Annotated in this window: 21 protein-coding genes; 13 read left to right on the top strand and 8 right to left on the bottom strand. The window is 63.4% G+C overall.

Annotated features, from left to right (window positions below; all coding sequences use genetic code 11):
• The 8 genes from HBA99_RS21195 to HBA99_RS21160 are packed head-to-tail and all read left to right on the top strand — an operon-like array spanning position 1 to position 8,548.
• Positions 1–1,200: an MCE family protein gene (locus HBA99_RS21195; protein ID WP_070923061.1), complete on the top strand. Its 1,200-nt coding sequence runs from the start codon at positions 1–3 to the stop codon at positions 1,198–1,200.
• Complete coding sequence (locus HBA99_RS21190) at positions 1,200–2,234, top strand: MCE family protein (protein WP_070923060.1); 1,035 nt, start codon at positions 1,200–1,202, stop codon at positions 2,232–2,234. Before HBA99_RS21195 ends, HBA99_RS21190 begins: the two co-directional genes overlap by 1 nt.
• Positions 2,227–3,285, top strand: a complete 1,059-nt coding sequence (locus HBA99_RS21185; RefSeq protein WP_070932670.1) for an MCE family protein — start codon at positions 2,227–2,229, stop codon at positions 3,283–3,285. Before HBA99_RS21190 ends, HBA99_RS21185 begins: the two co-directional genes overlap by 8 nt.
• A complete protein-coding gene (locus tag HBA99_RS21180; protein WP_057968110.1) occupies positions 3,282–4,688 on the top strand; it encodes an MCE family protein in 1,407 nt (468 codons plus the stop codon). Before HBA99_RS21185 ends, HBA99_RS21180 begins: the two co-directional genes overlap by 4 nt.
• On the top strand, positions 4,685–5,860 hold the full coding sequence (locus tag HBA99_RS21175; RefSeq protein WP_057968109.1) for an MCE family protein: 1,176 nt from the start codon (positions 4,685–4,687) through the stop codon (positions 5,858–5,860). Before HBA99_RS21180 ends, HBA99_RS21175 begins: the two co-directional genes overlap by 4 nt.
• The gene (locus tag HBA99_RS21170) at positions 5,860–7,389 is read left to right on the top strand and encodes an MCE family protein (protein ID WP_070915669.1); all 1,530 of its coding nucleotides are present in this window, start codon (positions 5,860–5,862) and stop codon (positions 7,387–7,389) included. Before HBA99_RS21175 ends, HBA99_RS21170 begins: the two co-directional genes overlap by 1 nt.
• The gene (locus tag HBA99_RS21165; protein ID WP_070932672.1) at positions 7,386–8,066 is read left to right on the top strand and encodes a mammalian cell entry protein; all 681 of its coding nucleotides are present in this window, start codon (positions 7,386–7,388) and stop codon (positions 8,064–8,066) included. Before HBA99_RS21170 ends, HBA99_RS21165 begins: the two co-directional genes overlap by 4 nt.
• A complete protein-coding gene (locus tag HBA99_RS21160; RefSeq protein WP_064409673.1) occupies positions 8,045–8,548 on the top strand; it encodes a hypothetical protein in 504 nt (167 codons plus the stop codon). The genes HBA99_RS21165 and HBA99_RS21160 overlap by 22 nt, the downstream gene beginning before the upstream one ends.
• Here the strand turns inward: HBA99_RS21160 and HBA99_RS21155 are convergent.
• From HBA99_RS21155 to HBA99_RS21135, 5 genes are all read right to left on the bottom strand, one after another.
• Positions 8,545–10,056: an alpha,alpha-trehalose-phosphate synthase (UDP-forming) gene (locus HBA99_RS21155; protein WP_057964350.1), complete on the bottom strand. Its 1,512-nt coding sequence runs from the start codon at positions 10,054–10,056 to the stop codon at positions 8,545–8,547. The genes HBA99_RS21160 and HBA99_RS21155 overlap by 4 nt on opposite strands.
• A 38-nt stretch (positions 10,057–10,094) precedes the next feature.
• Positions 10,095–10,259, bottom strand: a complete 165-nt coding sequence (locus tag HBA99_RS21150; RefSeq protein ID WP_044105041.1) for a hypothetical protein — start codon at positions 10,257–10,259, stop codon at positions 10,095–10,097.
• Positions 10,260–10,534: 275 nt separating this feature from the next.
• Positions 10,535–12,202 (bottom strand): PE-PPE domain-containing protein, encoded by a 1,668-nt coding sequence (locus tag HBA99_RS21145; RefSeq protein ID WP_070952001.1) that lies wholly within the window; start codon positions 12,200–12,202, stop codon positions 10,535–10,537.
• Positions 12,203–12,429: 227 nt separating this feature from the next.
• Positions 12,430–12,873 (bottom strand): SRPBCC family protein, encoded by a 444-nt coding sequence (locus HBA99_RS21140; protein WP_057968141.1) that lies wholly within the window; start codon positions 12,871–12,873, stop codon positions 12,430–12,432.
• Between the two features lie 58 nt (positions 12,874–12,931).
• Positions 12,932–13,270 (bottom strand): ArsR/SmtB family transcription factor, encoded by a 339-nt coding sequence (locus tag HBA99_RS21135; protein ID WP_064409671.1) that lies wholly within the window; start codon positions 13,268–13,270, stop codon positions 12,932–12,934.
• A gap of 202 nt (positions 13,271–13,472) precedes the next feature.
• Between HBA99_RS21135 and HBA99_RS21130 the strand changes: the two genes are divergently transcribed.
• From HBA99_RS21130 to HBA99_RS21110, 5 genes are all read left to right on the top strand, one after another.
• The gene (locus HBA99_RS21130; RefSeq protein WP_064409670.1) at positions 13,473–14,666 is read left to right on the top strand and encodes an MFS transporter; all 1,194 of its coding nucleotides are present in this window, start codon (positions 13,473–13,475) and stop codon (positions 14,664–14,666) included.
• Positions 14,663–15,190, top strand: a complete 528-nt coding sequence (locus HBA99_RS21125) for a mycothiol transferase (RefSeq protein WP_057968103.1) — start codon at positions 14,663–14,665, stop codon at positions 15,188–15,190. The genes HBA99_RS21130 and HBA99_RS21125 overlap by 4 nt, the downstream gene beginning before the upstream one ends.
• 41 nt (positions 15,191–15,231) lie before the next feature.
• On the top strand, positions 15,232–16,758 hold the full coding sequence (locus HBA99_RS21120; protein ID WP_057964354.1) for an aldehyde dehydrogenase family protein: 1,527 nt from the start codon (positions 15,232–15,234) through the stop codon (positions 16,756–16,758).
• 58 nt (positions 16,759–16,816) lie between these two features.
• Entirely contained in the window at positions 16,817–17,683 is an 867-nt protein-coding gene (gene ppk2, locus HBA99_RS21115) for a polyphosphate kinase 2 (protein ID WP_030096347.1), read from the top strand.
• 72 nt (positions 17,684–17,755) lie between these two features.
• Positions 17,756–18,592: a hypothetical protein gene (locus tag HBA99_RS21110; protein WP_070952002.1), complete on the top strand. Its 837-nt coding sequence runs from the start codon at positions 17,756–17,758 to the stop codon at positions 18,590–18,592.
• Positions 18,593–18,600: 8 nt separating this feature from the next.
• Here the strand turns inward: HBA99_RS21110 and HBA99_RS21105 are convergent, their stop codons facing one another.
• From HBA99_RS21105 to HBA99_RS21095, 3 genes are all read right to left on the bottom strand, one after another.
• Positions 18,601–18,792, bottom strand: coding sequence for a hypothetical protein (locus tag HBA99_RS21105; protein WP_046256038.1), 192 nt, complete (start codon positions 18,790–18,792; stop codon positions 18,601–18,603).
• Positions 18,793–19,239: 447 nt separating this feature from the next.
• Complete coding sequence (locus HBA99_RS21100; protein WP_070952003.1) at positions 19,240–19,677, bottom strand: PNPOx family protein; 438 nt, start codon at positions 19,675–19,677, stop codon at positions 19,240–19,242.
• A 59-nt stretch (positions 19,678–19,736) separates the two neighbouring features.
• Positions 19,737–21,764, bottom strand: coding sequence for a prolyl oligopeptidase family serine peptidase (locus tag HBA99_RS21095; RefSeq protein ID WP_070952004.1), 2,028 nt, complete (start codon positions 21,762–21,764; stop codon positions 19,737–19,739).
• Between the last annotated feature and the right edge of the window lie 57 nt (positions 21,765–21,821).

The following is a 21,821-nucleotide window of genomic DNA, read 5'->3' as shown; positions in this document are numbered from 1 at the left end:
ATGTCAGGAGATTCGTCGCGCCGGTCTGTCCGGCTAGCCGGTACGGTGCTCGCCGCCGTGTTGGTGGCGCTGACTGTGTTGACCTACCTGGCGTACAACGACGCCTTCGCCGATACCAAGCCCATCACCGTCGTCTCGCCCCGTGCGGGCCTGGTGATGGAAGAGGGTGGCAAGGTCAAATTCCACGGGCTGCAGATCGGCAAGGTCAAGTCGATCTCCTACGTCAATGAGCAGGCCAAGCTGGAGCTCGCGGTCAACGCCAAGGACCTGAGGATGATTCCGTCGAACGCCTCTGTCCGGATCGCGGGCACCACCGTCTTCGGCGCCAAGTCCGTGGAATTCCTTGCTCCGCCACAGCCGTCGGATTCGTCGCTGAGGCCTGGTGCGACGGTGACCGCAGAGTCGGTGGCCCTCGAAGTCAACACGGTGTTCGAGAACCTGACCCGGCTGCTCGGCAAGATCGATCCGGTCAACCTCAACGCCACGCTGACCGCGGTCGGCGAGGGGCTACGCGGAAACGGCGACAATTTCGGGCAAGGTCTTGTCGAGCTCGACCAGTACCTGGATCAGCTGAATCCCAAACTTCCCACCCTGCAACAGGATTTCCAGAAGGCCGGACAGGTGGGGCAGATCTACAGTGATGCCGCGCCAGATATTGTGCGCATCCTGGACAATGTGCCGACGCTGAGCCGCACCATCGTGAACCAGCAGCAGGATCTCAAGGCAACGCTGCTTGCGGCGATTGGGCTGGGTAACAACGGATACGAGACCCTGGCCCCGGCAGAGAAGGATCTCACCGCGGCGCTGCAGCGCTTACGCGCCCCCACCACGCTGCTCGGTAGGTACTCGCCGGAGATTCCCTGCACACTGCAGGCCATCTCCAAGGCGTTGGTGACCTTCACCCCGCTTATCGGCGGTGTGCGGCCCGGTCTGTTCCTGAGTAACAGCTTTCCGCTCGGTGCGCCCGTGTACACCTATCCGGACAGCCTGCCCATCGTGAACGGCTCCGGCGGCCCCAACTGCCGTGGTCTCCCGAACATTCCGACCAAGGCGCAGAACGGGTCGTGGTACCGGTCGCCCTTCCTGGTGACCGATAACGCGTACATCCCCTACAAGCCGTTGGAGGAGCTGCAGGTCAACGCTCCCGACACCCTGCAGTACCTGTACAACGGTGCCTTCGCGAAGCGAAGTGAGTTCTGATGCTGCGCGGTACACAGATCAAGGTCATCGTCTTCACCGTGGTGATGCTGTTGGTGGCAGCGGGACTGATCATCACCTTCGGCGAGTTCCGATTCGGTTCCGGCAAGCGGTATCACGCAATCTTCACCACGGCCTCCGACTTGCGGTCCGGGCAGAAGGTGCGCATCGCCGGTGTACCGGTGGGGCGAGTCAAGGGCGTGTCACTCAAGCAAGACAACAATGTCGAGGTCACCTTCGACGTCGACTCGAAGTATCAGCTCTACAGCTCCAGTCGCGCGATCGTCAGGTACGAGAACCTGGTCGGTGACCGGTATCTGGAGATCACCTCGGGGCCCGGCGAGCTGCGCAAGCTGCCCGATGGCGGAACACTCGATAAAGAGCACACCCAGCCCGCCCTCGATCTGGACGCGCTGCTCGGTGGACTTCGGCCCGTGCTCAAGGGATTCGACGCCGCGAAGGTCAACGAGATCAGCAACGCGTTCATCCAGATCCTGCAGGGGCAAGGTGGGACACTCTCCCAATTGCTGGGTGACACATCCTCATTCACCTCGGGATTGGCCGAGCGCGATCAGCTGATCGGCGATGTGATCAATCACCTCAACGAGGTGCTCGGCACTCTGGACTCGAAGAGTAGCCAGTTCTCTTCGAGTGTTGATCAGCTGCAGCAGCTCGTCTCCGGCTTGGCGCAACAGCGCGATGTGATCGCCGGAGCGTTGCCGCCGCTCGCTTCGACAGCCTCATCGCTGGAGTCGGTGCTCAAGGACACCCGTCCGTACATCAAGGGCACCATCGAACAGACCCGCCAGCTGGCCACCCGGATGGACGAGCGTAAGGCCGATATCAACGTCGTCGTGGAGAACCTGGCCGAAAACTACCTGCGGCTCAACGCTCTTGGCGCCTACGGATCGTTCTTCAACATCTACTACTGCTCCATCCGGATCAAGGTCAATGGACCTGTCGGAACCGACTGGCTGATCCCATTCGGTGGACCGCCCGACCCGTCGAAGGGTAGGTGTGCCTTCAAAAATGAGTGACATCCAAGAGAAAGATCCGGTACGCACCGGCGTCTTCGGCATCGCCGTGGTGGCGATGCTGGTGCTGGTGGCGTTCGGCTATACGGGTCTGCCGTTTTGGCCGCAGGGTAGGCAGTACACCGGGTTCTTCGCGGACTCCGGCGGCCTGGAGCCGGGCAGCAACGTCTTCGTCTCGGGTATCAAGGTGGGTCAGGTCAAGGATGTGTCCTTGGCGGGCAACCAGGTTCGCGTGGACTTCACCGTGGATCGCTCTGTTCGCCTGGGTGACCAGTCGCTGGCCGCGATCAGAACCACCACTGTGCTTGGCGAAAAATCGCTTTCGGTAACCCCGGCGGGAGCTGGCCGCATCACCGAGATTCCGTTGGGCCGCACCAGAACTCCATACACGCTCAACAGTGCGCTGAGCGACCTGGGCGCATCGGCGGGCGGGATCGACAAGGCGCAACTCGACCAGTCGCTGCAGGTCATCACGGATGCGATGCGTGATGCCACCCCGCAGCTGCGCGGTGCCCTTGACGGTGTCGCCTCGCTCTCACGCACGCTCAACGCCCGCGACGCCGCCCTCGAACAGCTGTTGAGCCGTGCCAAGTCTGTCAGCGGGATTCTTTCCGAGCGTGCCGGGCAGGTGAACAAGCTTGTCACCGATGGCAATCAGCTGTTCGCCGCGCTCGACGAGCGGCGTTTGGCGATCGCCGAGCTGATCAATCGTGTGCAGGGACTGTCCCAGCAGATCAGTGGATTCGTGGCCGACAACCGCCAGGAATTCCGGCCCACCATGGAGAAACTGAACCTCGTGCTCGATGACCTGCTGGACCGCAAGGCCCATATCAGTGAGGCCCTCAAGCGTTTACCGGGATACGGCACGGCACTGGGCGAGGTCGTCTCCTCAGGACCGGGCTTCCACGTCAACGTCTACGGCTTCCCGCCCGCCACGCTGACCGCCGTCATGTTCGACACCTATTTCCAGCCCGGCAAGCTGCCTGCCAGTCTCTCGGACTACCTGAACGGTCTGATCGGTGAACGCCAAGTCATGAGGCCGAAATCGCCATGACAACACAAGAGAGCCGTCTGAAACCCTGGCTCCGGAAGAGCGTCTACGCACTGCTCGCGGTGGCACTCGTTGGCGGCCTGCTGTACTGGGTGTGGCCCAGCCGCGGAACCCACAAGATCATCGGCCATTTCGCCTCGGCCGTTGGGCTCTACCCGGGTGATGACGTTCGCATCCTCGGTGTGAAGGCAGGGCGCATCACCGCTGTCGAGCCGCGCGAGGGTGACGTGAAGGTCACCATGGAACTCCCGGACAAGTTCAAGGTGCCCGAAGGCGCACAGGCGATCATCATGGCGCCAAACCTGGTGACCGCCAGGTTTGTTCAGCTGACCCCGGCCTACACGGAGGGACAGGCTCTTGCCGACGGTGCCTCGTTGGGACTGGACAAGACCGCCGTCCCGATCGAATGGGACGAGGTCAAGACCGAACTGGCCAAGCTCAGCGACAGCCTGGGGCCGCAGGGTGAATCCAAGGGGCCGGTCAGTGATTTCATCAACCAGGCGGCGAGCACCTTCGACGGTAACGGCGACTCGTTCCGCAATGCGGTGCGTGAACTTTCGCAGGCGGCCGGGCGGCTCGGTGATTCGCGCACGGACCTGTTCGGCACCATCAAGAACTTGCAGGTGCTGGTGGATGCGTTGGCGAACTCCAATGAACAGATAGTGCAGTTCAGCACCCACCTGGCATCGGTGTCGAAGGTACTGGCAGCCAGCACCGAGAACCTCGGAGCCACCTTGGGTGCCCTCAACCAGGCCCTCACCGATGTGCGAGGTTTCCTGGGAGACACCAACTCTGCGCTCGTCGACTCGGTGAACAAGCTGAGCGATTTCGTGAAGATCTTCTCGGACCAGAGCGACGACGTCGAGCAGATCCTGCACGTCGCGCCGAACGGTCTGGCCAACTTCTACAACATCTACAACCCCGCGGCAGGCACGTTGAACGGCATGCTCTCGATTCCGAACCTGGCCAACCCGGTGCAGTTCATCTGTGGTGGTGTGTTCGAAACGGGCACCAAGACCGAGTATTTGAAGCGGGCCGAGATCTGCCGTGAACGGATGGGCCCCGTGCTACGCCGCGCGACATTCAACTACGCCCCGATCCTGCTGCACCCGATCAACCAGATCTCGGCGTACAAGGGACAGATCATCTACGACACTCCTGAGACGGAGGCGAAGTCCGAGGCCCCCCGCGAGGATCTGGTGTGGGTTCGGCCCAACGGCGCACCGCCGCCGCCGAAGCCATCACCACAGGACCTCAGTGCGTTGATGCTCGGGCCTGAGGAAGTCAACGCGCCGCCACCCCCGGGCACGGAGCTGCGTCCCGCAGAGCCAGGACCGGTGCCGCCGGGATTCCCCGCGGCTGCGGATGAGGCTGCACCGCCAGCGATTCCGGGAGCGCCGCGATGAGCCGAAACGTATTGCGTGGCATGGCGATGGGAGTCGGTGTCGCGGTGGTCGCCAGCGGATGCCAGTTCAACGGGTTGAACTCGTTGAACCTGCCCGGGACCGCGGGACACGGATCGCGGTCCTACACCATCACCGTTGAGCTGCCCGATGTCACCACGTTGCCGCAGAACTCCCCGGTCATGGTGGATGACGTGACGGTGGGCAGCGTCTCGGGTATCGATGCATACCAAAAGCCCGACGGCTCTTGGTATGCCGGGGTGAAAGTTTCGTTGGGGCCCGAGGTCAAGCTGCCTGCCAACGCGGTCGCCAAGGTCGCCCAGACCAGCCTGCTCGGCTCGCAGCACATCGAGCTGGCCGCCCCCACCGGCGAGCCCGCGGTGGGCAGGCTGACCGGTGGTGCCACGATTCCGCTGAGCCGTACCGGCAAATACCCGAGCACCGAAGAGGTGCTCTCCGCGCTTTCCGTCGTGGTCAACAAGGGCAATCTCGGTGCGATACAAGACATCACCGACGAGACCTACAACCTGTTCAAGGGACGTACCGGCAACCTGACCCAGGTGCTGCCCAAACTCGCCACGCTGATCTCCTCGCTGAACGCGCAGCGGGACGACATCATCTCGGCCATGCAGGGCATCGACAAGTTTTCCCGAGTCCTAGCCGAACACAAGGAAAGCCTTGGGCGCGCCATCGATTCAATCGAACCCGCGCTGAAGGTGCTCAACGAGAATCGCGCCAACATCATCGAGGCGTTCCGCTCGGTGGGCAACCTCGCGAAGATCACTGACCGGGTGCTCCGAACCACCAAGGAAGACCTCGTCGCCGACCTCAAGGGTTTGTATCCGGTGGTGCGGGCACTGGCCGAGAACCGGGACGTGTTGATCGACAGCCTCGACCTACTGCCCACGTTCCCGTTCAGCACCAAGTACCTGCGCAACGCGGTGCGCGGTGACTACCTGAATGTCTTCGTGACGTTCGACCTGACCGCTCGGCGCCTGGGTGAAACGCTTTTCACCACATCGTTCTTCGACCCGAACATGCAACATTTCAACGATGTGGTGAATCCACCGGAATGGCTCATCGGATCCATGGCCAACCTGAACGGCAAGGAGACCAGCCCGTTCGATTTGCCTGCCCCCGCAGCCCCGGCCGCCCCACAGGGAGGTGGGCGCTGATGGAACGGCTGATCAAGATCCAGCTGATGATTTTCGCGGCCGTCACGGTGATCAGTGTCGCGCTGATGGCGATCTTCTACCTCAGGGTGCCTACCGCGCTCGGCATCGGGAAACACGATGTGAAGGCGCAGTTCGTTGCCTCGGGCGGCCTGTATCAGAACGCGAACGTCACCTACCGTGGCGTGCAGATCGGGCGGGTCACCGATGTGGCGCTGACTCCCGAGGGCGTCACCGCCAGCATGCGGCTCAACAACGACGTCAAGGTGCCCGGCAATGTGCGGGCCGTCGTCAAGAGCGTCTCCGCCATCGGCGAGCAGTACGTAGATCTGGTGCCGCCCCCTACGGGGGCTGCCGGAAGCCTCCGGCAAGGTGACGTGATCGGTACCGATCGCACCGCCATCCCCACCGATGTGTCCACCCTGCTACGCCAGGCAGACGGGCTGGTCAACACCGTCGCGGACACTCGGCTCCGCGAGGTGCTGTCCGAGGCGTTCAAGGCATTCAACGGATCCGGGCAGGAACTTTCCCGGCTGATCGATTCGTCGCGGCTGCTGATCCAGGAGGCCAACGCCGACTACGGCAGCACCACCAAGCTGATCGATCAGGTGGGGCCACTGCTGGATGCCCAGATCCGTAGCGGTGACAACATCCGCGGGTCTGTCTCCAGCCTGGCGGCATTGACTGAGCATTTCGCCAAGGCCGACCCGCAGCTGCGGCAGTTCCTCAAGGTGGCACCGGGTGCCGCCGAGGAAGCCTCCGAACTGTTCGCGGGTATTCGCCCGTCGTTCCCGGTGCTCGCGGCGAGCCTGGCCAATCTGGGGCGGGTCGGCGTCATCTACAACAAGTCCATCGAGCAGTCGTTGGTGATCCTGCCCGCGTTGTTCTCCGCGCTGTTGACCGTCGCCGGCGGTGCCCCGATGGACGAGGGCGCGAAGCTGGACTTCCGGCTGAACCTGGGTGACCCGCCGCCATGCCTGACCGGTTTCGTTCCGGCACCGCTGATGCGTACCCCGGCCGATGAGACCCTGCGCGAGCTGCCCAGGGATATGTACTGCAAGACCGCCCAGAACGATCCCAGCGCGGTACGCGGCGCGCGCAACTACCCGTGCCAGGAGTTCCCCGGAAAGCGGGCACCGACCATTCAGCTGTGCCGTGACCCCCGCGGATACGTGCCGATTGGCAGTAACCCGTGGCGCGGCCCGCCCGCACCCTATGGCACCCCGGTGGAGGATCCGCGGAACATCCTGCCGCCCAATAAGTTCCCGAACATACCGCCGGGTGCCGAGCCGGATCCGGGTACTCCGACGCTGCCACCGCCACCTCCACCGGCTCCGGAGGCCCCGCCGGCCGGTGGCGACGTGATGCCGGTAGCAGCGAAATCGGAGCCGATGGCGGCACGTGCCTATGATCCGAAGAATGGTGTGTTCCTCGATGCCAACAACCAGCCGAGTGTGTACGCGCCCGCGCTGGACCGCGGCAGTGAGGCGGAGACGTGGGCGGATTTGATGCTGGGGCCGAAGCCGGTATGACCCAAGACGAGCCAAAGGCCACGTCGCAGACAACGCGTCGGCGGGCGGCCCGGCCAGCCGGCCCCACGAGTGAGACCAGTGCCGAGCCCATCAGTGTGTCGTTGGGCCGCACCGAGATCCGGTCGAAACCCGAACCCTCCGTTTCCGATTCCCGTCGACGGGGAAACGCGCGCGCTGTGGCATGGGTGGCATCGGTGCTGGCAGTGGTGTTGATTGGCGCATTGGGGGTGGCACTGGCGCTCATGGGTCGTGCCCAGCACCGCGATGACGTGCGAGCCGCGCGCGACCAGCATTTCGTCGACACGGCCGTGCAGACGGTGACGAACATGATGACCTACAGCCCGGACAGCATCGACAAGAACGTCGACCAGTTCGTCAACAGCACCAGCGGACCGCTGCGGGGCACCTTCAACCCCGACAACACCGCCAATCTCAAAGCGCTGTACCACCAAACCGGCACCAGCTCGGAGGTGGTGATCAAGAAGGCGAGCCTGGAGAGCGTCGACGAGGTGAGTAAGAAGGCCTCGATACTCATCTCCGCGCGGGTAACCCTCACCAACGCCGACTCGGGGGTCAACGAGCCCTCCAAGTCGTACCGCATGCGGATGATCGTCGCCGAGGATCAGCAGGGCAACATGACCGCATATGACCTGAGATGGCCGGACGGACAGAGCTGATGCGCTGGTTGACAAGAACTTTCGTCGCGGTTGTGGTGCTGGCCGTGATCGGGTTGTCCGCCGTGGCAGGCGGTATGTACTGGCACCGGGTCGACACCATCGCCAGTCGAGCTGCGGGACAGACGCTGATCAAGCAGGCCGGCAAGCAGGTGGGAAGCATCTTCGGATACGACTATCAGACCGTCGAGCGCAGCCTCGACGAACAGTACGCGGGGCTGACCCCCGAGTACCGGCGTGAGTTCGAAGACAAGGCGAACCGCGAGATCATCCCGCAGGCCAAGCAGCGCAAGATCGTCAGCCAGACCAGTATCGTGGGCACCGGAATCATTGCCGCGCATAGAGACTCGGCGCAGGTGGTGGTGTACATGAACCGCACCATCACGGACCAGTCGCGCACTCCGGTATACGACTCGTCGTCGATTCAGGTGGATTACACGCGCGCAGGAGACAAGTGGTTGATCTCCTACATCACGCCGCTTTAAAGGGGTTCGCCGCCCAGCACCGCCGGCTGTTCCGGCGCGATCGAATCGCCGGTGGCCGGTGTGGCCAGCGCCTCCAGGAATGCGCGCGCCCATCGATCCACGTCATGCGCGAGTACCTGGCGGCGCAGCGCCCGCATGCGGCGGCGCCCTTCCTCAGGGGTCTGGTTGAGCGCCGACTCGATTCCGTCCTTCACGCCGTCGATATCGTGCGGATTGACCAGATAGGACTGGCGTAGTTCCGCTGCGGCGCCGGTGAATTCGGAAAGTACGAGCGAGCCGCCCAGATCGCTGCGGCAGGCCACGTACTCCTTGGCCACCAGGTTCATGCCGTCGCGCAGCGGAGTCACCAACATGACATCCGCGGCGACGAAGAAGGCGATGAGATCTTCGCGCGGTACCGGCCGATGCAAGTAATGCACCACCGGATGGCCGACCTCGCCGAACTCGCCGTTGATGTGACCGACCTGTTGCTCCACATCGCCGCGCATCTTCTTGTAGCTCTCGACGCGTTCGCGGCTGGGGGTGGCGAGCTGGATGAAGACGGTGTCGCTGCTGCTGGCGCGGCCCTCGGCGAGCAGTTCTTCATAGGCGCGTAGCCGGATATCGATGCCCTTGGTGTAGTCGAGTCTGTCGACACCCAGCAGGATCTTGCGCGGACCGCCGAGCTCGGCGCGAATCTCCTTGGCGCGCTGGCGAATGTGCTTACTGCGGGACACACTGTCGAGCTCTGCCGAGTCGATGGAGATGGGGAACGCGCCCACCTTCACGGTGCGGAAGCCCACCCGAATCTCACCGAACCGCGAGCGCACGCCGATCGATGCGCGAGACGTGCTGGCGCCCACTAATCTTCGTGCCAAGTACATGAAGTTTTGGGCACCGCCGGCCAGATGGAACCCGATGAGATCGGCGCCCAGCAGTCCGTCGACGATCTCGGTGCGCCAGGGCATCTGCATGAACAGTTCAACGGGCGGGAACGGTATGTGCAGGAAGAACCCGATCGTCAGGTCGGGGCGCAGCATGCGGAGCATCTTGGGCACCAGCTGCAGCTGATAGTCCTGCACCCAGATGGTGGCGCCCTCGGCGGCCACCGCGGCCGTTGCCTCCGCGAACTTACGGTTCACATCGACGTAGGCCTGCCACCATTCCCGGTGATATTCGGGTTTGACGATCACATCGTGATACAGCGGCCACAGGGTGGCGTTGGAGAAGCCCTCGTAGTACTCGTTGACCTCTTGGGTCGACAGTCGCACCGAGTAGAGCACCATGTCGTCCTCGGATACCGGCTCGACATCGGCGTCGGCGACACCCGGCCAGCCCACCCAAGCGCCGCGGCGCTTGCGGAGCAGCGGCTCCATCGCGGTGACCAGACCGCCGGGGCTGCGCTTCCAGGTAGTAGAACCGTCAGGCAGCTTTACCAGGTCGATCGGGAGGCGGTTGGCGACGACGACAAAGTCGGAGCCGCCGAAGGCGGGCTCGACGGCCGATCGCTCATCCGATCGAGGCACCATGTTTGTTTCTCAGTACGAATCGCGAGGAGACGTATGAGTTACGCGTCGACCTTGGTTGGCCCGATACCCAGCATCGCGAGCAGCATGCGGCACTCGTCGGCATCGTTCGCGTAGGCGGCCACGACGCGCTGCGCCTGGTGGGCAGTCTCGTCGGCCAGCGGCTCGAGGTCGTCGATCGCGGCTGGTTCGGTCTTGGCTGGCATTCACCCAGTCTAGGCGACGCAGTGCCAGGCGCCCACATGAGGAATGCGTACATCACTCTGAGGGGTTGCTACTTACCTGCCGTCGACCCAGTGCGATCCCGCATTTTGGGTCCCAATACTCCGGGATGTGCCCCGCTCCGGAAGGGCATTGATGGTGCGAAAGCCCTGATCACAGCCATCTTTGCGCATGTTCCGCCCAGTCTTGGCACGTTGACTCGGTTCCGCGCGAGAACGCGGAGGTTTTGATCTGGCTGATTCGTGATGCGGCGGTCGGGTCAGGCCGCGTTGCTCCCGGAATGGTTGTCCCCGGATTTGCCGTGATCGCCCGAGTGGTCACTGGGGCCGGCGTGGGCGCCGGATTCGGCAGTACCGCCATTTCCGGCGCTGACGGTTTCCTTGCTGGGCCCCGAACCGGTGCCGGTGGCGTCGGGCGCATTGCGGGCGCCCAGGCCCGGTATCGACGTGAGGCCTTCTCTGATTGACGGGAGTTTCGGATTCTTAGGTGTCGTTCCGGGGCGTGACGCGGGAAGCTTCGGAAGGCGCAGGGTTGGCCTCGTTGTGTTTTTCGACGTGTCGATGTCGTCCTTGACGGTTGCGACGGCAGGCTTGCCATGGTCCGGGTTCTCGTCGGGCGTGGCCTCGGGTTTGGTCCCCGTTTCTATCTTGGCCTGCGTGGTGGGCACGGTGCTTGCGCTGACCGCGATTGCGGTGGGATCGGAGAGCTTGGTGGGTGCGGGTGTCTGGGCCGCGGGCGGTGTGGCCCTTGTGGAATCAACCTGGGGAGCAGCGGGACTGGCGGTTTTGTCGACCTGTGCCGGTTGCTTGGGCGCCGCAGTCCCGGGCAGTCCGTTCTGGAAATTCTCGGCGCCTTCCTCGATGGCACCGGGCAGCTTCTTGACTGCATCGACGATTTTCTTCGATGGGGTGAAGAGACTGAACGGTTTTACGGTGCCCGGGCTGGTCTCGCGGTCATAGGCCATGTCGATGAACACCCGCAGGGTGGGCTCGATGGCGTCCAGTACGAAGGAGGCGCCTATCGGGTTGGTGAGATCGCGTAGCGGTTGCAGCAGCGGGAGATGTTCGGTGTGCACGACGTAGTAGGTGGATGTGGAGCCGTTCGCGTTGGTGACCACCGTCTTGGTCGTGCCGTCTTCGTAGTAGTACTTGGTCGTGCTGCCGTCGATCTGGGTCTTGTCGGCAACGGCTTTCGCGTCGTCGTAGTTATTCAGATCGGTGCCGTCATAGAACTGGTCCGGATGTGTATACGGAAATGCCACAAGGGCATTGGCGATGGCCAGCGGGTTGAAGTAGGCCGGGAAGTCGCCGATTGTGTCGTATTCGTTGGTGATGTCCGTGGTGGTGAAGATGTCCGGCTTCGCAGGCTGGGTCGAGTAGATATCCATGACCGGAATCCAGATACCAGGGAAGCGGGCCAGAATGCCCCCATTGGGCTTGTAAGCGTTGGAGATGAGGACGAATTGGATATCCGGGTTTCCGTTGGGTTCGTACTGTTCTTCGAGGTCTTTGCGTGACTCGTTGACGACTACCGCGCCGAGCGAGTAGCCGATGATGACCTTCTGCCCCGGATGGGTCGCAATCTCGTGGGCCAGTACCGTGTGCCCCACAGTGACAGACTGGCGAAAGGTCTTGTCCCGCAGGCCGTCGACGGGCCACATCGTCCCCGGATAGGAAACGGGGACGTATGCGTCGGAAGAAGGGTCGTAGAAGCCGTTGAGGCCGCCGAGCTTGGCGGGAATGTTCGCGCCTGCGCCGTCGCCGCGGCCGCCGACTCCGATGACATAGGACGCGAGCGTCGAAGCGATGGTTCGCGACTCGATGGCGACCGGTGCCAGCACGGTGCAGGCCGCCGCCACCGCCGCGGTGGCGGCCACCGAGCGTTTGAGCGAGCGACGTTTCCCCAAAACCGAATGCTGCGCAGCCATCAGGACCCCTCCTGTGCTTTCGGCGCCGTTGCCGAATGCGGTGGCATGAGAGTAAGTAAGGCAAAGCTTTTACGCCATACCCGATGGGAGTGAATCGGCCGAAGCGAGCATATTGACCACTGCGCTTGTAGTGCCTGGTCAACGGTTAATTTAGACGCAGAATCGTATCTAAATTAGCTGACTCGCCCGCAGTATGTTCGAGGATTTTCAGCAAATTCTTTGAGCGCTCAGCCGAGCATCCTCGCGTACCTGTCGTTGAGGTTTTGCCAGTCGTGAGTCATGGCATCGAGGCCGACCACGCGGCCGCGCGGTGTCCCGTCGACGGCGAGGGTGAGAGTGTCCAGGCAGATATGCCAACCGCCGGCATTTCCCGACGCGTTACCCCGATCGGACATCGAGTGCTCGAGGGTCAGCCGACATCCCTTCTCTGTGGACTCGATTCGCCAGCGCAGGGTGTCGTCGGGGCCCCAGCGATGGATCAGCTCGTGCGGCGGGTCGACGGTGAGCACTTCACCGTCGAGTATCGGATCTGCCGGGGTCTCCTGGACCTGAGCGGCTCCCACCGAGTCCAGTGGGCGATCGGGTATTGCGGGTGACCACTGACGCAACTTGTCGGGGTCGATGAGCCACTGCCACACCTTCTCCGGCGAATGGTTCAACTCGCGGGACATCGTCAGGACCCATTTGCCGTCGTGGTCGTCGCACGGCGCGAGGGTGGCATCGAGGGGATTAGTCACGGTTGTCGTCCTTCGTGTTGTCATGATCGTCGGCGTCGTTGTCGATGAGATGGGTGAGGCGATCGAACGCGTTGGCCCACTTGCGGTGATAGGGCGTTACCCAGGCCAGTACGGCGGGCAAGGGATCGTCGGCCAGGTGGTAGACGCGGCGCTTCCCGGCGACCTCCACGCGAACCGTGCCGGCATCGCGCAGGACGCCGAGGTGCTTGGACACCAGGGACTGCGAAACATCGAGTCGTTCGATCAGCGTGGTGACATCGGCTGCTCCTTCGCGCAGGGTGTCGATGATCCGGCGTCGGGTCGGGTCGGCGATCACCATGAAGGCGTCCATGGATACATATCACCATGGCATCATATGAATGTCAAGAGATATATTGGGCGAAGGCGATGTGGCGCTGCTGCGGCCCGTCGTGGTCAGGGTCAGTACTGTGGTCAGCAGGTACCGGTGAGTGCTGCTCGCCGAGGTCGCGGTGGGGGCGTGATCGCCGGCTCAACGCCGAGGTGAGGACTATTTCTTGACGAAACCGCTGCGTATGCGGATTGCCGTTATCGGTGTATTCGCATCGTTCGGGCTCGTGGTGGCCACCTGGGCTGTGCACCTGCCGACCATGAAGCAGGCCACGGGGATGTCCTCGACGGCGCTGGGTCTGGTGGTGCTGGTCTTGGGTGGCGGCGCGCTGGTGGGCATGCTGATCAGCGGTGTGCTTGTCGACCGATTCGGCAGCGGGCCCATCGCCGTTGCCGGAGGCGCCGCGATGGCGCTTGGCGTCAATATCCCGCTGTCGGCCACGAATGTGTGGATCGCCGGAGCGGGCGCGTTCCTGTGCGGTGTCGCCGTCGGTGTCACCGATGTCGCGATGAATGCTGCCGCGGTCGACGTGGAGCGTTTCTACGGTCGGCCGATCATGGCCTCGTTCCACGGGGTGTTCTCCGTGGGCAATGTGGTGGGCGCCGGTATCGGAACCGTGGCGTTCGCGGTGCACGTGCCGGTCTTCGTCACGGTCCTCGGCGTCACCGTGCTGTGCCTGGTGGTGCTGGGATCGTCGGCCAGTGTGCTGTTGAAGGACAAGCTGCGCGTCGGTGAGGCCGAAGCGCCGGACACCGTGCCGTACACGCTGCCGCCCGCGGTCACCTGCCGCCGGGGTCAGGTCTTTCTCCTGGGCGTATTGGCCATGCTGCTGATGCTCTCGGAAGGGTCGGCGACCGACTGGAGCAGTCTGCACGCACAGGAGCACCTGGGCGCCTCCCATTCATGGGGTGCGTTCACATTCGGCGTGTTCATGGCGGCGATGACAGTGGGCCGTTTCACCGTCGACAAGCTCGTCGAACGAGTTGGCCGGGTACTGGTCCTGCGCTGGGGCTGTGCGCTGGCCGCGGTCGGTCTGCTGACCGTCATCGCGTCTCCGGCGCTGCCTCTCACCATGGCGGGCTGGGCGGCCGTGGGCCTCGGGCTTGCCGGTGGCGTTCCGCAGGTATTCACCGTGGCGGGCAATATCGACGAACAACACGAGGGCCGAGTGCTGTCGTGGGTGGTCGGGACCGGCTATGTCGCGGTGCTGGGTGGGCCGGCCCTCATCGGTTGGCTTGCCGATGCGTTGTCCCTCAACACCGCCTTGCTGCTGCCCATCTTCGCGGTGCTCGTCTGTGGCTGTGCGGCAGGTGCGCTGACGATGAGCGCGCCCGCGACCAAGACGGCGCCCAAGGCCGGGCGTACCGTCAAACCGTGACGGACTTCGAGGCAGCCGCGTCTGCGCGGGAACTGTTGCGTGACAGCTTTACCCGGATCATCGAACATGTCGGTGAGGTGACCGATGGTCTATCGGATACGGCGGTGACCTATCGGCCCACGCCGGACGCGAACAGCATCGCCTGGCTCATTTGGCATTCGGCGCGCTGTCAGGACGTGCAGATCTGTGCCATCACGGGTGCCGAGCCGGTGTGGACGGCCCGCGGATGGGAGCCGAGATTCGGCCTCGACCTGCCCGCCGACTCCAACGGATACGGGCACACGCCCGAGGATGTGGCCAAGGTGATCGCGACGGTCGACCTGCTCAGTGGCTACTACCAGGACGTGCACGAAATGACACTGCGCTATGTCGACACCCTGACCGATTCCGAACTTGCGCGTGTTGTCGATCAGCACTGGGATCCGCCGGTCACCGCGAGTGTCCGGCTGGTCAGCATCGTGGACGACTGTGCCCAGCACCTGGGTCAAGCCGCCTACCTGCGCGGGATGATTCCAACCAACTAGTGGGGATGGCGACGTGGGTCCCCGCGTGCCAGACTCCTCTAATGACAACGACGTCTGAAAACCTCGGCACCGCCCACAGCGCCGCCCGCGACGTACGCAATCCCGCGAACGGGCAGGTCGTCGGGCAGGTGAACTGGACCGATCCCGCGGATATCCCCGTGATCACCACACAACTGGCGAAGGCGCAGCCGTCGTGGGAGCGACTCGGGCCCGAGGGACGCGGCAAGGTACTGGCCCGCTTCGCGCAGTGGCTGACCGACAACACGCCGCGTATCGAGGCCCAGTTGATCGCCGAGACCGGTAAGTCCAAGATCGACGCGGGCATCGAGATTCCATCGATTCTCGCGATCATCGCGTACTACGCGCCTCGTGCGGCGGAATTCTTAACACCCGAGTCGCGGCCGGCCTCGTCCATCGCCATGAACACCAAGAAGATCACCCTGCATCAGCGGCCCCGCAAGGTCGTAGGAGTCATCTCACCATGGAATTATCCTGTGGCACTTGGATATTGGGATGTGATCCCGGCCCTGTTGGCGGGCTGTTCGGTGCTGCTCAAGCCCTCCGAACGCACGCCGCTGTCCGATGAACTCATCGCACGCGGCTGGGAGGAAATCGGAGCGCCGCCGGTGTTCGAGATTGTCCACGGCGCACGTGAGGTCGGCGAGGCACTGATCGACAACGTCGACTTCATCCAGTTCACCGGATCGACGGCCACCGGCAAGAAGATCATGGAGCGCGCCGCGCGCCGCCTCACCCCGGTCAGCCTGGAACTCGGCGGCAAGGACCCGATGCTGGTGCTCGCGGACGCCGACGTCAAACGTGCCGCACATGCCGCGGTGTGGGGCAGCATGTTCAACGCCGGTCAGACCTGCGTCTCCGTCGAGCGGGTGTACGTCCACGACTCGATCTACGAACAGTTTGTCGACCTGGTGGTCGACGAGGTGCGCAGTCTGGAGATCGGCGCCGGGATGGATCACAGCGTCGGCGCCATGATCGACGAGAATCAGCTCGAGGTCGTGGATCGGCATGTGCGCCAAGCAGTTGCGTCGGGTGCGCGGGCACTCACCGGCGGCGCGCGGGTTCCGGGCGGCGGTACCTTCTACGCTCCGACCGTGCTGGTCGACGTGGACCATTCCATGGACTGCATGCGGGAGGAGACCTTTGGTCCCACGCTGCCGATCATGCGGTTCTCCGAGGAGTCCACGGCGATCGCCCTGGCGAATGACAGCGAGTACGGGCTGTCTGCCAGCGTCTGGACCAAGGACCGAAGGCGCGCCGAACGCATTGCACTGCAACTTGATTGCGGTACCGTCAACATCAACGACGTGATCATGAACCTGTCCTGTCTGACCGCGCCGCACGGTGGCTGGAAGGGCTCGGGGATGGGCTCGCGCTTCGGTGGCGCCAGCGGTCTGCTCAAGTACTGCCGTACCGAGGCCATCGTCGACACCCGGGTGACGCTGCCCAGTGAGCCGCTGTGGTACAGCGGACCGAGCTGGCTGGCGCCGGTGGCGCTCAAGAGCCTTACCAAGCTCTCGAACAAGGCACTGCGCCCCTTCCGCCGCTGACACCTCACGTTCACTCGTCGGCCACCCTGGCGACGGTTGCCGGGGTTAGTTTCCGCTGGTGACCGAGACCATTACCGCCGCTGCGCAGGGCTACACCGTCGACGACGATGACGATGACGATCCGGTACTCATCGCGCCCGACGGCGTCGCGGTGGACACCTGGCGAGAGAACTACCCGTACGACGAGCGGATGAGCCGCCATCAGTACGAGCTGGAGAAGCGGCTGCTGCAGATCGAGCTGCTCAAGCTGCAGAACTGGAGCAAGCGCACCGGCGCCCGGCACGTCATCCTCTTCGAGGGGCGTGATGCGGCCGGGAAGGGCGGCACCATCAAGCGGTTCATGGAGCACCTCAACCCCCGTGGTGCCCGCGTGGTCGCGCTGGAGAAGCCGACCGAACGGGAACGCACCCAGTGGTACTTCCAGCGGTATGTTCCGCATCTGCCGGCTGCCGGCGAGATGGTCTTCTTCGACCGCTCCTGGTACAACCGTGCCGGTGTCGAGCGCGTCATGGGATTTTGTTCCGACGAGCAGCATTCCGAATTCATCCACCAGGCACCGCTTTTCGAGCAGATGTTGGTCAACGACGGCATCAGCCTGACCAAACTGTGGTTCTCGGTGTCCTCCGCCGAGCAGCGCACCCGCTTCGCGATCCGGCAGGTTGACCCGGTGCGTCAGTGGAAGCTCTCACCAATGGATCTGGCCTCCCTGGACAAGTGGGATGCCTACACCAGGGCCAAGGAAGAGATGTTCTCGCTCACCGACACCGATCACGCGCCGTGGATCGTGGTGAAGAGCAATGACAAGAAGCGGGCCCGCGTCAGCGCGATGCGGCACGTTCTGGGCAAGTTCGACTACGACGACAAGGATGTCGACGTCGTCGGTCAGGCCGATCCACTGATCCTGGGTCGCGCGCTCACGGACTAGATCCCGCCGCCGACCCCCGGTTCCAGATCCCGAAGTCGCCTCGGTGCGGACGGCCGGACTAACCTGGGCTCGATGCGATTCCTGTTCGCGGTCCTGCTGTGGCTGCTGACCACTGCCGCGCTGGCTCTGACGGTGACGGCAGCCTGGACACAGTCCCGGATTGTCGATGAGAACGGCTATGTGGCGTTGACCGCGCCGGCGGCTGACGACCCGAGGGTGCAGCGGGCGATTGCCGGGGAACTCGCCACCCAGATCGTGTCGCTGGGAAAGAAGCAGGGCTCGCGTGTCAACGAGACCCAGGTCGCGGAGTTGACCGCCACGTACGCCGGTGGCCCGCAGTTCCGTGCGGACTTCGCTTCGGTGAATCGGATGGCGCACCAGTGGTTGTTCACGAACTCGAACTCGGCGCAACGTGATTCGCAGGGCAGCTGGCAGATCGATGTGGCGCCCATGATCAAGAGCCTGGTGCCGCAGGGGCTTTCCATCAAAGCGCCGGAGACCCTGAAGGTCTCGGTCACCGACGACAGCCTGGCAGGTCTGACGCCGGGTCGTTTGGTGCCGGTGGCGCGATTCGGTCAGCTTGCCGTGTGGATATCCTTCGGTTTGACCCTCGTTCTCGCGGGGCTGACTCAGTTGGCGGTCCGTAGCCGCGCCAAGGGCCTTGTTGGGCTTGGCATTTCGGCACTACTGGTGGGCACGGCCGGGTGGGCGGGGCTGGAGATCGGGCGGCGCTACCTGGATCGGCCATTGAACCGGGTCAACGACAATCTGCGTGATGTTGCCGACAGCCTGGTCACCCAGGCGGTCGGCAATGCCCACCACTGGCTGAGCCTTACGATGGCGGCCGGTGGCCTGGTGATCGTGGTGGGTGTGGTGTCGGGGCTAGTGGGCGGTTTGTTGCGGCGCTGACGTGAACGTCAGGCAGCGTGTGCGTCGCGGATGCGCTGCACGTCGTGCTCCACGCAGCCGACACGTTCGGCGGCGTCACTGACGGACAGCCGACGATCCAGCAGGATGTCTAGCTCGGTGGGCGAAAACTCTGGCTCGGTATCCCACGGAGCACGGTCCCACCCGTTCTCACTCAAGCCGATGAACAAGTCGTTTCTCATCGTGCACCTCACGGAAATCTGGCTCCAACTACCGAACATCAGGAAGCGCTGCAATGCGCTCGTGTCATGTCGGTCAATAACTACGGCCCGCCAGGCAACTTTGCCAAGGCCAATAATTCAGCTAGCTACCAAGCTAGCCGAGCACGCCTAACGGCAACAACCCGCGACGGTCACGGATAGGTCTCGATTTCGGTAACGGCGCCCGATGGCACGGTTCCATCCCTCAGTTTCCCCCCGCCTCTGAACTGGGAAATTAAGAATCGAATCCTATAGTGCTTGCAGTAGTTAGCACCTGTGAGCTGCGGTTTTGCGATCGGGTGGAGTGGTGGTTAACGAGGCGAAAAACCTATCGAGCAAACTGCATGCGTGTAAGTGTGTGATTCGCTGATGCTTGTCTGGCTGGGTGGCGTGATTTGCGAGACTGTCGCCATCGTTAAGTGACGTGGGTCATGACAGGCGCACGGTCACCATGCTTTCGGTAGCGGCGGCCCGGTCGATATCGGACTGGTTGAAGCTGCCGTCCGCGTTGCGCCGCACGTTGTGGTACTTGGCATCGCGTGGCACTCTGTGCAGCAGGTCGGCCAGTGGCCCGGCGATCTGGGGGCCTGTGGACAACTGGGCTGTGCCATCGAGCCGCTTGCCGCGCACCAATGCGGTGACGGGGCGCCCGTCGCGCAGGTTCTTGGCCCAGGCCCTGTCGGTGAAGACGGTCAGTACATCGCCGTCGCGAATGTAGGTGGCGGCCACGTTGTACTCCTTGCCGCTCTTGCGTCCGGTAAAGGTGAACAACGCGATGTTGCCGCTGAGCACAGGGTGCAGCGGGCTGCGGAGCAGGCCCCTGACCATCTTGTTGACCCATGGTGGAACGGTGTTGGATTCGCTCATGGAGCCATTGTCTGCTCCGCCCACCGCGGCCGCATCGGGGATCGCCCTGAGATTTCGGGTCAGGGTGTGAGCTGGCGCCAGAGGAACTCGATGGCCAAGGCCGCCTTGAATGCCGACTGGTCGTTATTGGCCGCACCGCCGTGGCCACCCTCGATGTTCTCGTAGTACCAGACCGGTTGTCCGGCCTCTTGGAGCGCGGCGGTCATCTTGCGTGCATGCCCCGGGTGGACGCGGTCATCGCGGGTCGAGGTGGTCACCAGAACGGGCGGATAGTGCTTCCCGGGCGAAATATTCTGGTACGGAGAGTATTTGGAGATGAACTCCCAATCATCAGGATTGTCCGGGTCGCCGTACTCGGCCACCCAGGAGGCGCCGGCAAGTAGCAGGTGGTAACGCCGCATGTCCAGCAGTGGCACCTGGCACACCAGCGCGCCGAACAGCTCCGGGTATGCCGTGAGCATCACGCCCATCAACAGGCCGCCGTTGCTGCCTCCCTGTGCGCTCAACTGTGCCGCGGTGGTGATGCCCCGCTCCACTAAATCCCTTGCAACAGAGGCGAAGTCTTCATACGCCAGATGACGTCCTTCGCGCATCGCCTGGGTGTGCCATACCGGACCGTACTCGCCGCCTCCACGGATGTTGGCCAGCACGTAGGTGCCGCCGCGGGACAGCCACAGTTTGCCTAGCACGCCGTCATAGCCGGGAGTCCTGGAGACCTCGAAACCGCCGTATCCGCCGAGCAAGGTGGGTCCCGCTTCGGTGGATCCGCTGGGGCGCACGACGAAGTAAGGAATTGCGGTCCCGTCGTCTGACCGTGCGAAGTGCTGGGTCACGTCAAAGGAGCTGCCGTCGAAAAAGGACGGTGCCGATTTGATGGGGGATACTGAGGCCCCCGCGGTGCCTGCTGTGCCATGTAGCAGTGTGGACGGCTGGGTGAAACCCGATGTGTCAAGGAATATCTCATCGCCGAGGTCATCGATCGCGACGATCTGCGTGGTGGCGTTGGAGGGCACACCGCTTAGTGGTTCGGAGTCCCAGCTGCCCGGGGTGAACACCATGATCTCGCTGACCACGTCGCGCAGGATCACGACGGTAAGCCGTTCCCGCGTCCACGCGTAGTGGTGCAGGCTCGCATGCTCATCGGGAATGAACACCGGAGTGACGGTGCGGTCCCCGGCGAGGAAATCGGCATAGCGAGCGGCCAGCAGGGTCCCGGCGGAGTGCTCGGCGCCGTCCAACTGCCACGGCGACTTGAGTTCGACCAGGAGCCATTCGCGGTGCACCGACACCGAGGCATCGGTGGGGACGTCGATATGCAGCAGCTCGCCATCGACACTCAGCTCGTGTACTTCGGAGTTGAAGAAGTCGGTGGCCCGGCTGATCAGGGTGCGTTCGAAGCCGGGTGTGTCGTCAAAGCTCGCGCCCACCATCACGTCCGAGGATTCGCCGCTGAAAACCAGTTCCGCATCATCGAGGGACTGTCCGCGCTTCCAGCGCTTGATCAGACGGGGATATCCCGAATCCGTGAGACTGTCGGGCCCGAAATCGGTGCCTACGAACACGGTATCGGCGTCGATCCAACCGATCTGAGTCTTGGCCTCGGGCAACACGAAACCGTCCGTCACGAACTGTCGTGTTTGCAGATCGAATTCGCGTACCACCACGGCATCGGATCCGCCGCGCGACAAGCTCACCAACGCCCGGTTGAACTCGGGGCGTAGTGCCGTGGCACCCGCCCAGACCCAGTTCTCATCCTCGCTGACCGCCAGGGCGTCGAGGTCGATGATGACATCCCATTCGGGTTCATCGAGACGGTATTGATCCAAAGTGGTTCGCCGCCAAAGGCCACGGGCGTTGTTGGCATCGCGTCGGAAGTTATAGAGGAATTCGCCTCGCCGACGTACATACGGGATTTGTGCGTCGGTATTGAGAATGGCCAGCGCCTCGGCCCGCATTTGGTCAAAACGTGCACCGGAAAACTCGCCGGTTGTTATCGAGTTGTGTTCGCGTACCCAGTTCAGCGGCTCGTCGCCGCCGATGTCTTCGAGCCAGAGATGTGGGTCCAGGGAGCGGCGCGCCGATGTCATTTGAGCCAGTGTGCCAGTGATCGCAGTATGGTCGAAGGTGGCCCGGGGGCGGACAGA

Origin of the sequence: Mycobacteroides chelonae, from assembly GCF_016767715.1 — a bacterium.
Classification (GTDB): Bacteria; Actinomycetota; Actinomycetes; order Mycobacteriales; family Mycobacteriaceae; genus Mycobacterium; species Mycobacterium gwanakae.
Note: the sequence above shows the minus strand (reverse complement) of the source record. Positions and strands in the feature narration are given on the sequence as shown.

What these genes read in the sequence shown, in the direction of transcription:
- HBA99_RS21140 (WP_057968141.1), bottom strand. Translation starts at nt 12,873, where the DNA reads ATGTCCCGCGAGTTGAACCATTCGCCGGAGAAGGTGTGGCAGTGGCTC.
- HBA99_RS21185 (WP_070932670.1), top strand. Translation starts at nt 2,227, where the DNA reads ATGAGTGACATCCAAGAGAAAGATCCGGTACGCACCGGCGTCTTCGGC.
- HBA99_RS21155 (WP_057964350.1), bottom strand. Translation starts at nt 10,056, where the DNA reads ATGGTGCCTCGATCGGATGAGCGATCGGCCGTCGAGCCCGCCTTCGGC.
- HBA99_RS21100 (WP_070952003.1), bottom strand. Translation starts at nt 19,677, where the DNA reads ATGAGCGAATCCAACACCGTTCCACCATGGGTCAACAAGATGGTCAGG.
- HBA99_RS21130 (WP_064409670.1), top strand. Translation starts at nt 13,473, where the DNA reads ATGCGGATTGCCGTTATCGGTGTATTCGCATCGTTCGGGCTCGTGGTG.
- HBA99_RS21150 (WP_044105041.1), bottom strand. Translation starts at nt 10,259, where the DNA reads ATGCCAGCCAAGACCGAACCAGCCGCGATCGACGACCTCGAGCCGCTG.
- HBA99_RS21110 (WP_070952002.1), top strand. Translation starts at nt 17,756, where the DNA reads ATGCGATTCCTGTTCGCGGTCCTGCTGTGGCTGCTGACCACTGCCGCG.
- HBA99_RS21095 (WP_070952004.1), bottom strand. Translation starts at nt 21,764, where the DNA reads ATGACATCGGCGCGCCGCTCCCTGGACCCACATCTCTGGCTCGAAGAC.
- HBA99_RS21105 (WP_046256038.1), bottom strand. Translation starts at nt 18,792, where the DNA reads ATGAGAAACGACTTGTTCATCGGCTTGAGTGAGAACGGGTGGGACCGT.
- HBA99_RS21180 (WP_057968110.1), top strand. Translation starts at nt 3,282, where the DNA reads ATGACAACACAAGAGAGCCGTCTGAAACCCTGGCTCCGGAAGAGCGTC.
- HBA99_RS21195 (WP_070923061.1), top strand. Translation starts at nt 1, where the DNA reads ATGTCAGGAGATTCGTCGCGCCGGTCTGTCCGGCTAGCCGGTACGGTG.
- HBA99_RS21145 (WP_070952001.1), bottom strand. Translation starts at nt 12,202, where the DNA reads ATGGCTGCGCAGCATTCGGTTTTGGGGAAACGTCGCTCGCTCAAACGC.
- HBA99_RS21175 (WP_057968109.1), top strand. Translation starts at nt 4,685, where the DNA reads ATGAGCCGAAACGTATTGCGTGGCATGGCGATGGGAGTCGGTGTCGCG.
- HBA99_RS21170 (WP_070915669.1), top strand. Translation starts at nt 5,860, where the DNA reads ATGGAACGGCTGATCAAGATCCAGCTGATGATTTTCGCGGCCGTCACG.
- HBA99_RS21135 (WP_064409671.1), bottom strand. Translation starts at nt 13,270, where the DNA reads ATGGACGCCTTCATGGTGATCGCCGACCCGACCCGACGCCGGATCATC.
- HBA99_RS21165 (WP_070932672.1), top strand. Translation starts at nt 7,386, where the DNA reads ATGACCCAAGACGAGCCAAAGGCCACGTCGCAGACAACGCGTCGGCGG.
- HBA99_RS21160 (WP_064409673.1), top strand. Translation starts at nt 8,045, where the DNA reads ATGGCCGGACGGACAGAGCTGATGCGCTGGTTGACAAGAACTTTCGTC.
- HBA99_RS21120 (WP_057964354.1), top strand. Translation starts at nt 15,232, where the DNA reads ATGACAACGACGTCTGAAAACCTCGGCACCGCCCACAGCGCCGCCCGC.
- HBA99_RS21190 (WP_070923060.1), top strand. Translation starts at nt 1,200, where the DNA reads ATGCTGCGCGGTACACAGATCAAGGTCATCGTCTTCACCGTGGTGATG.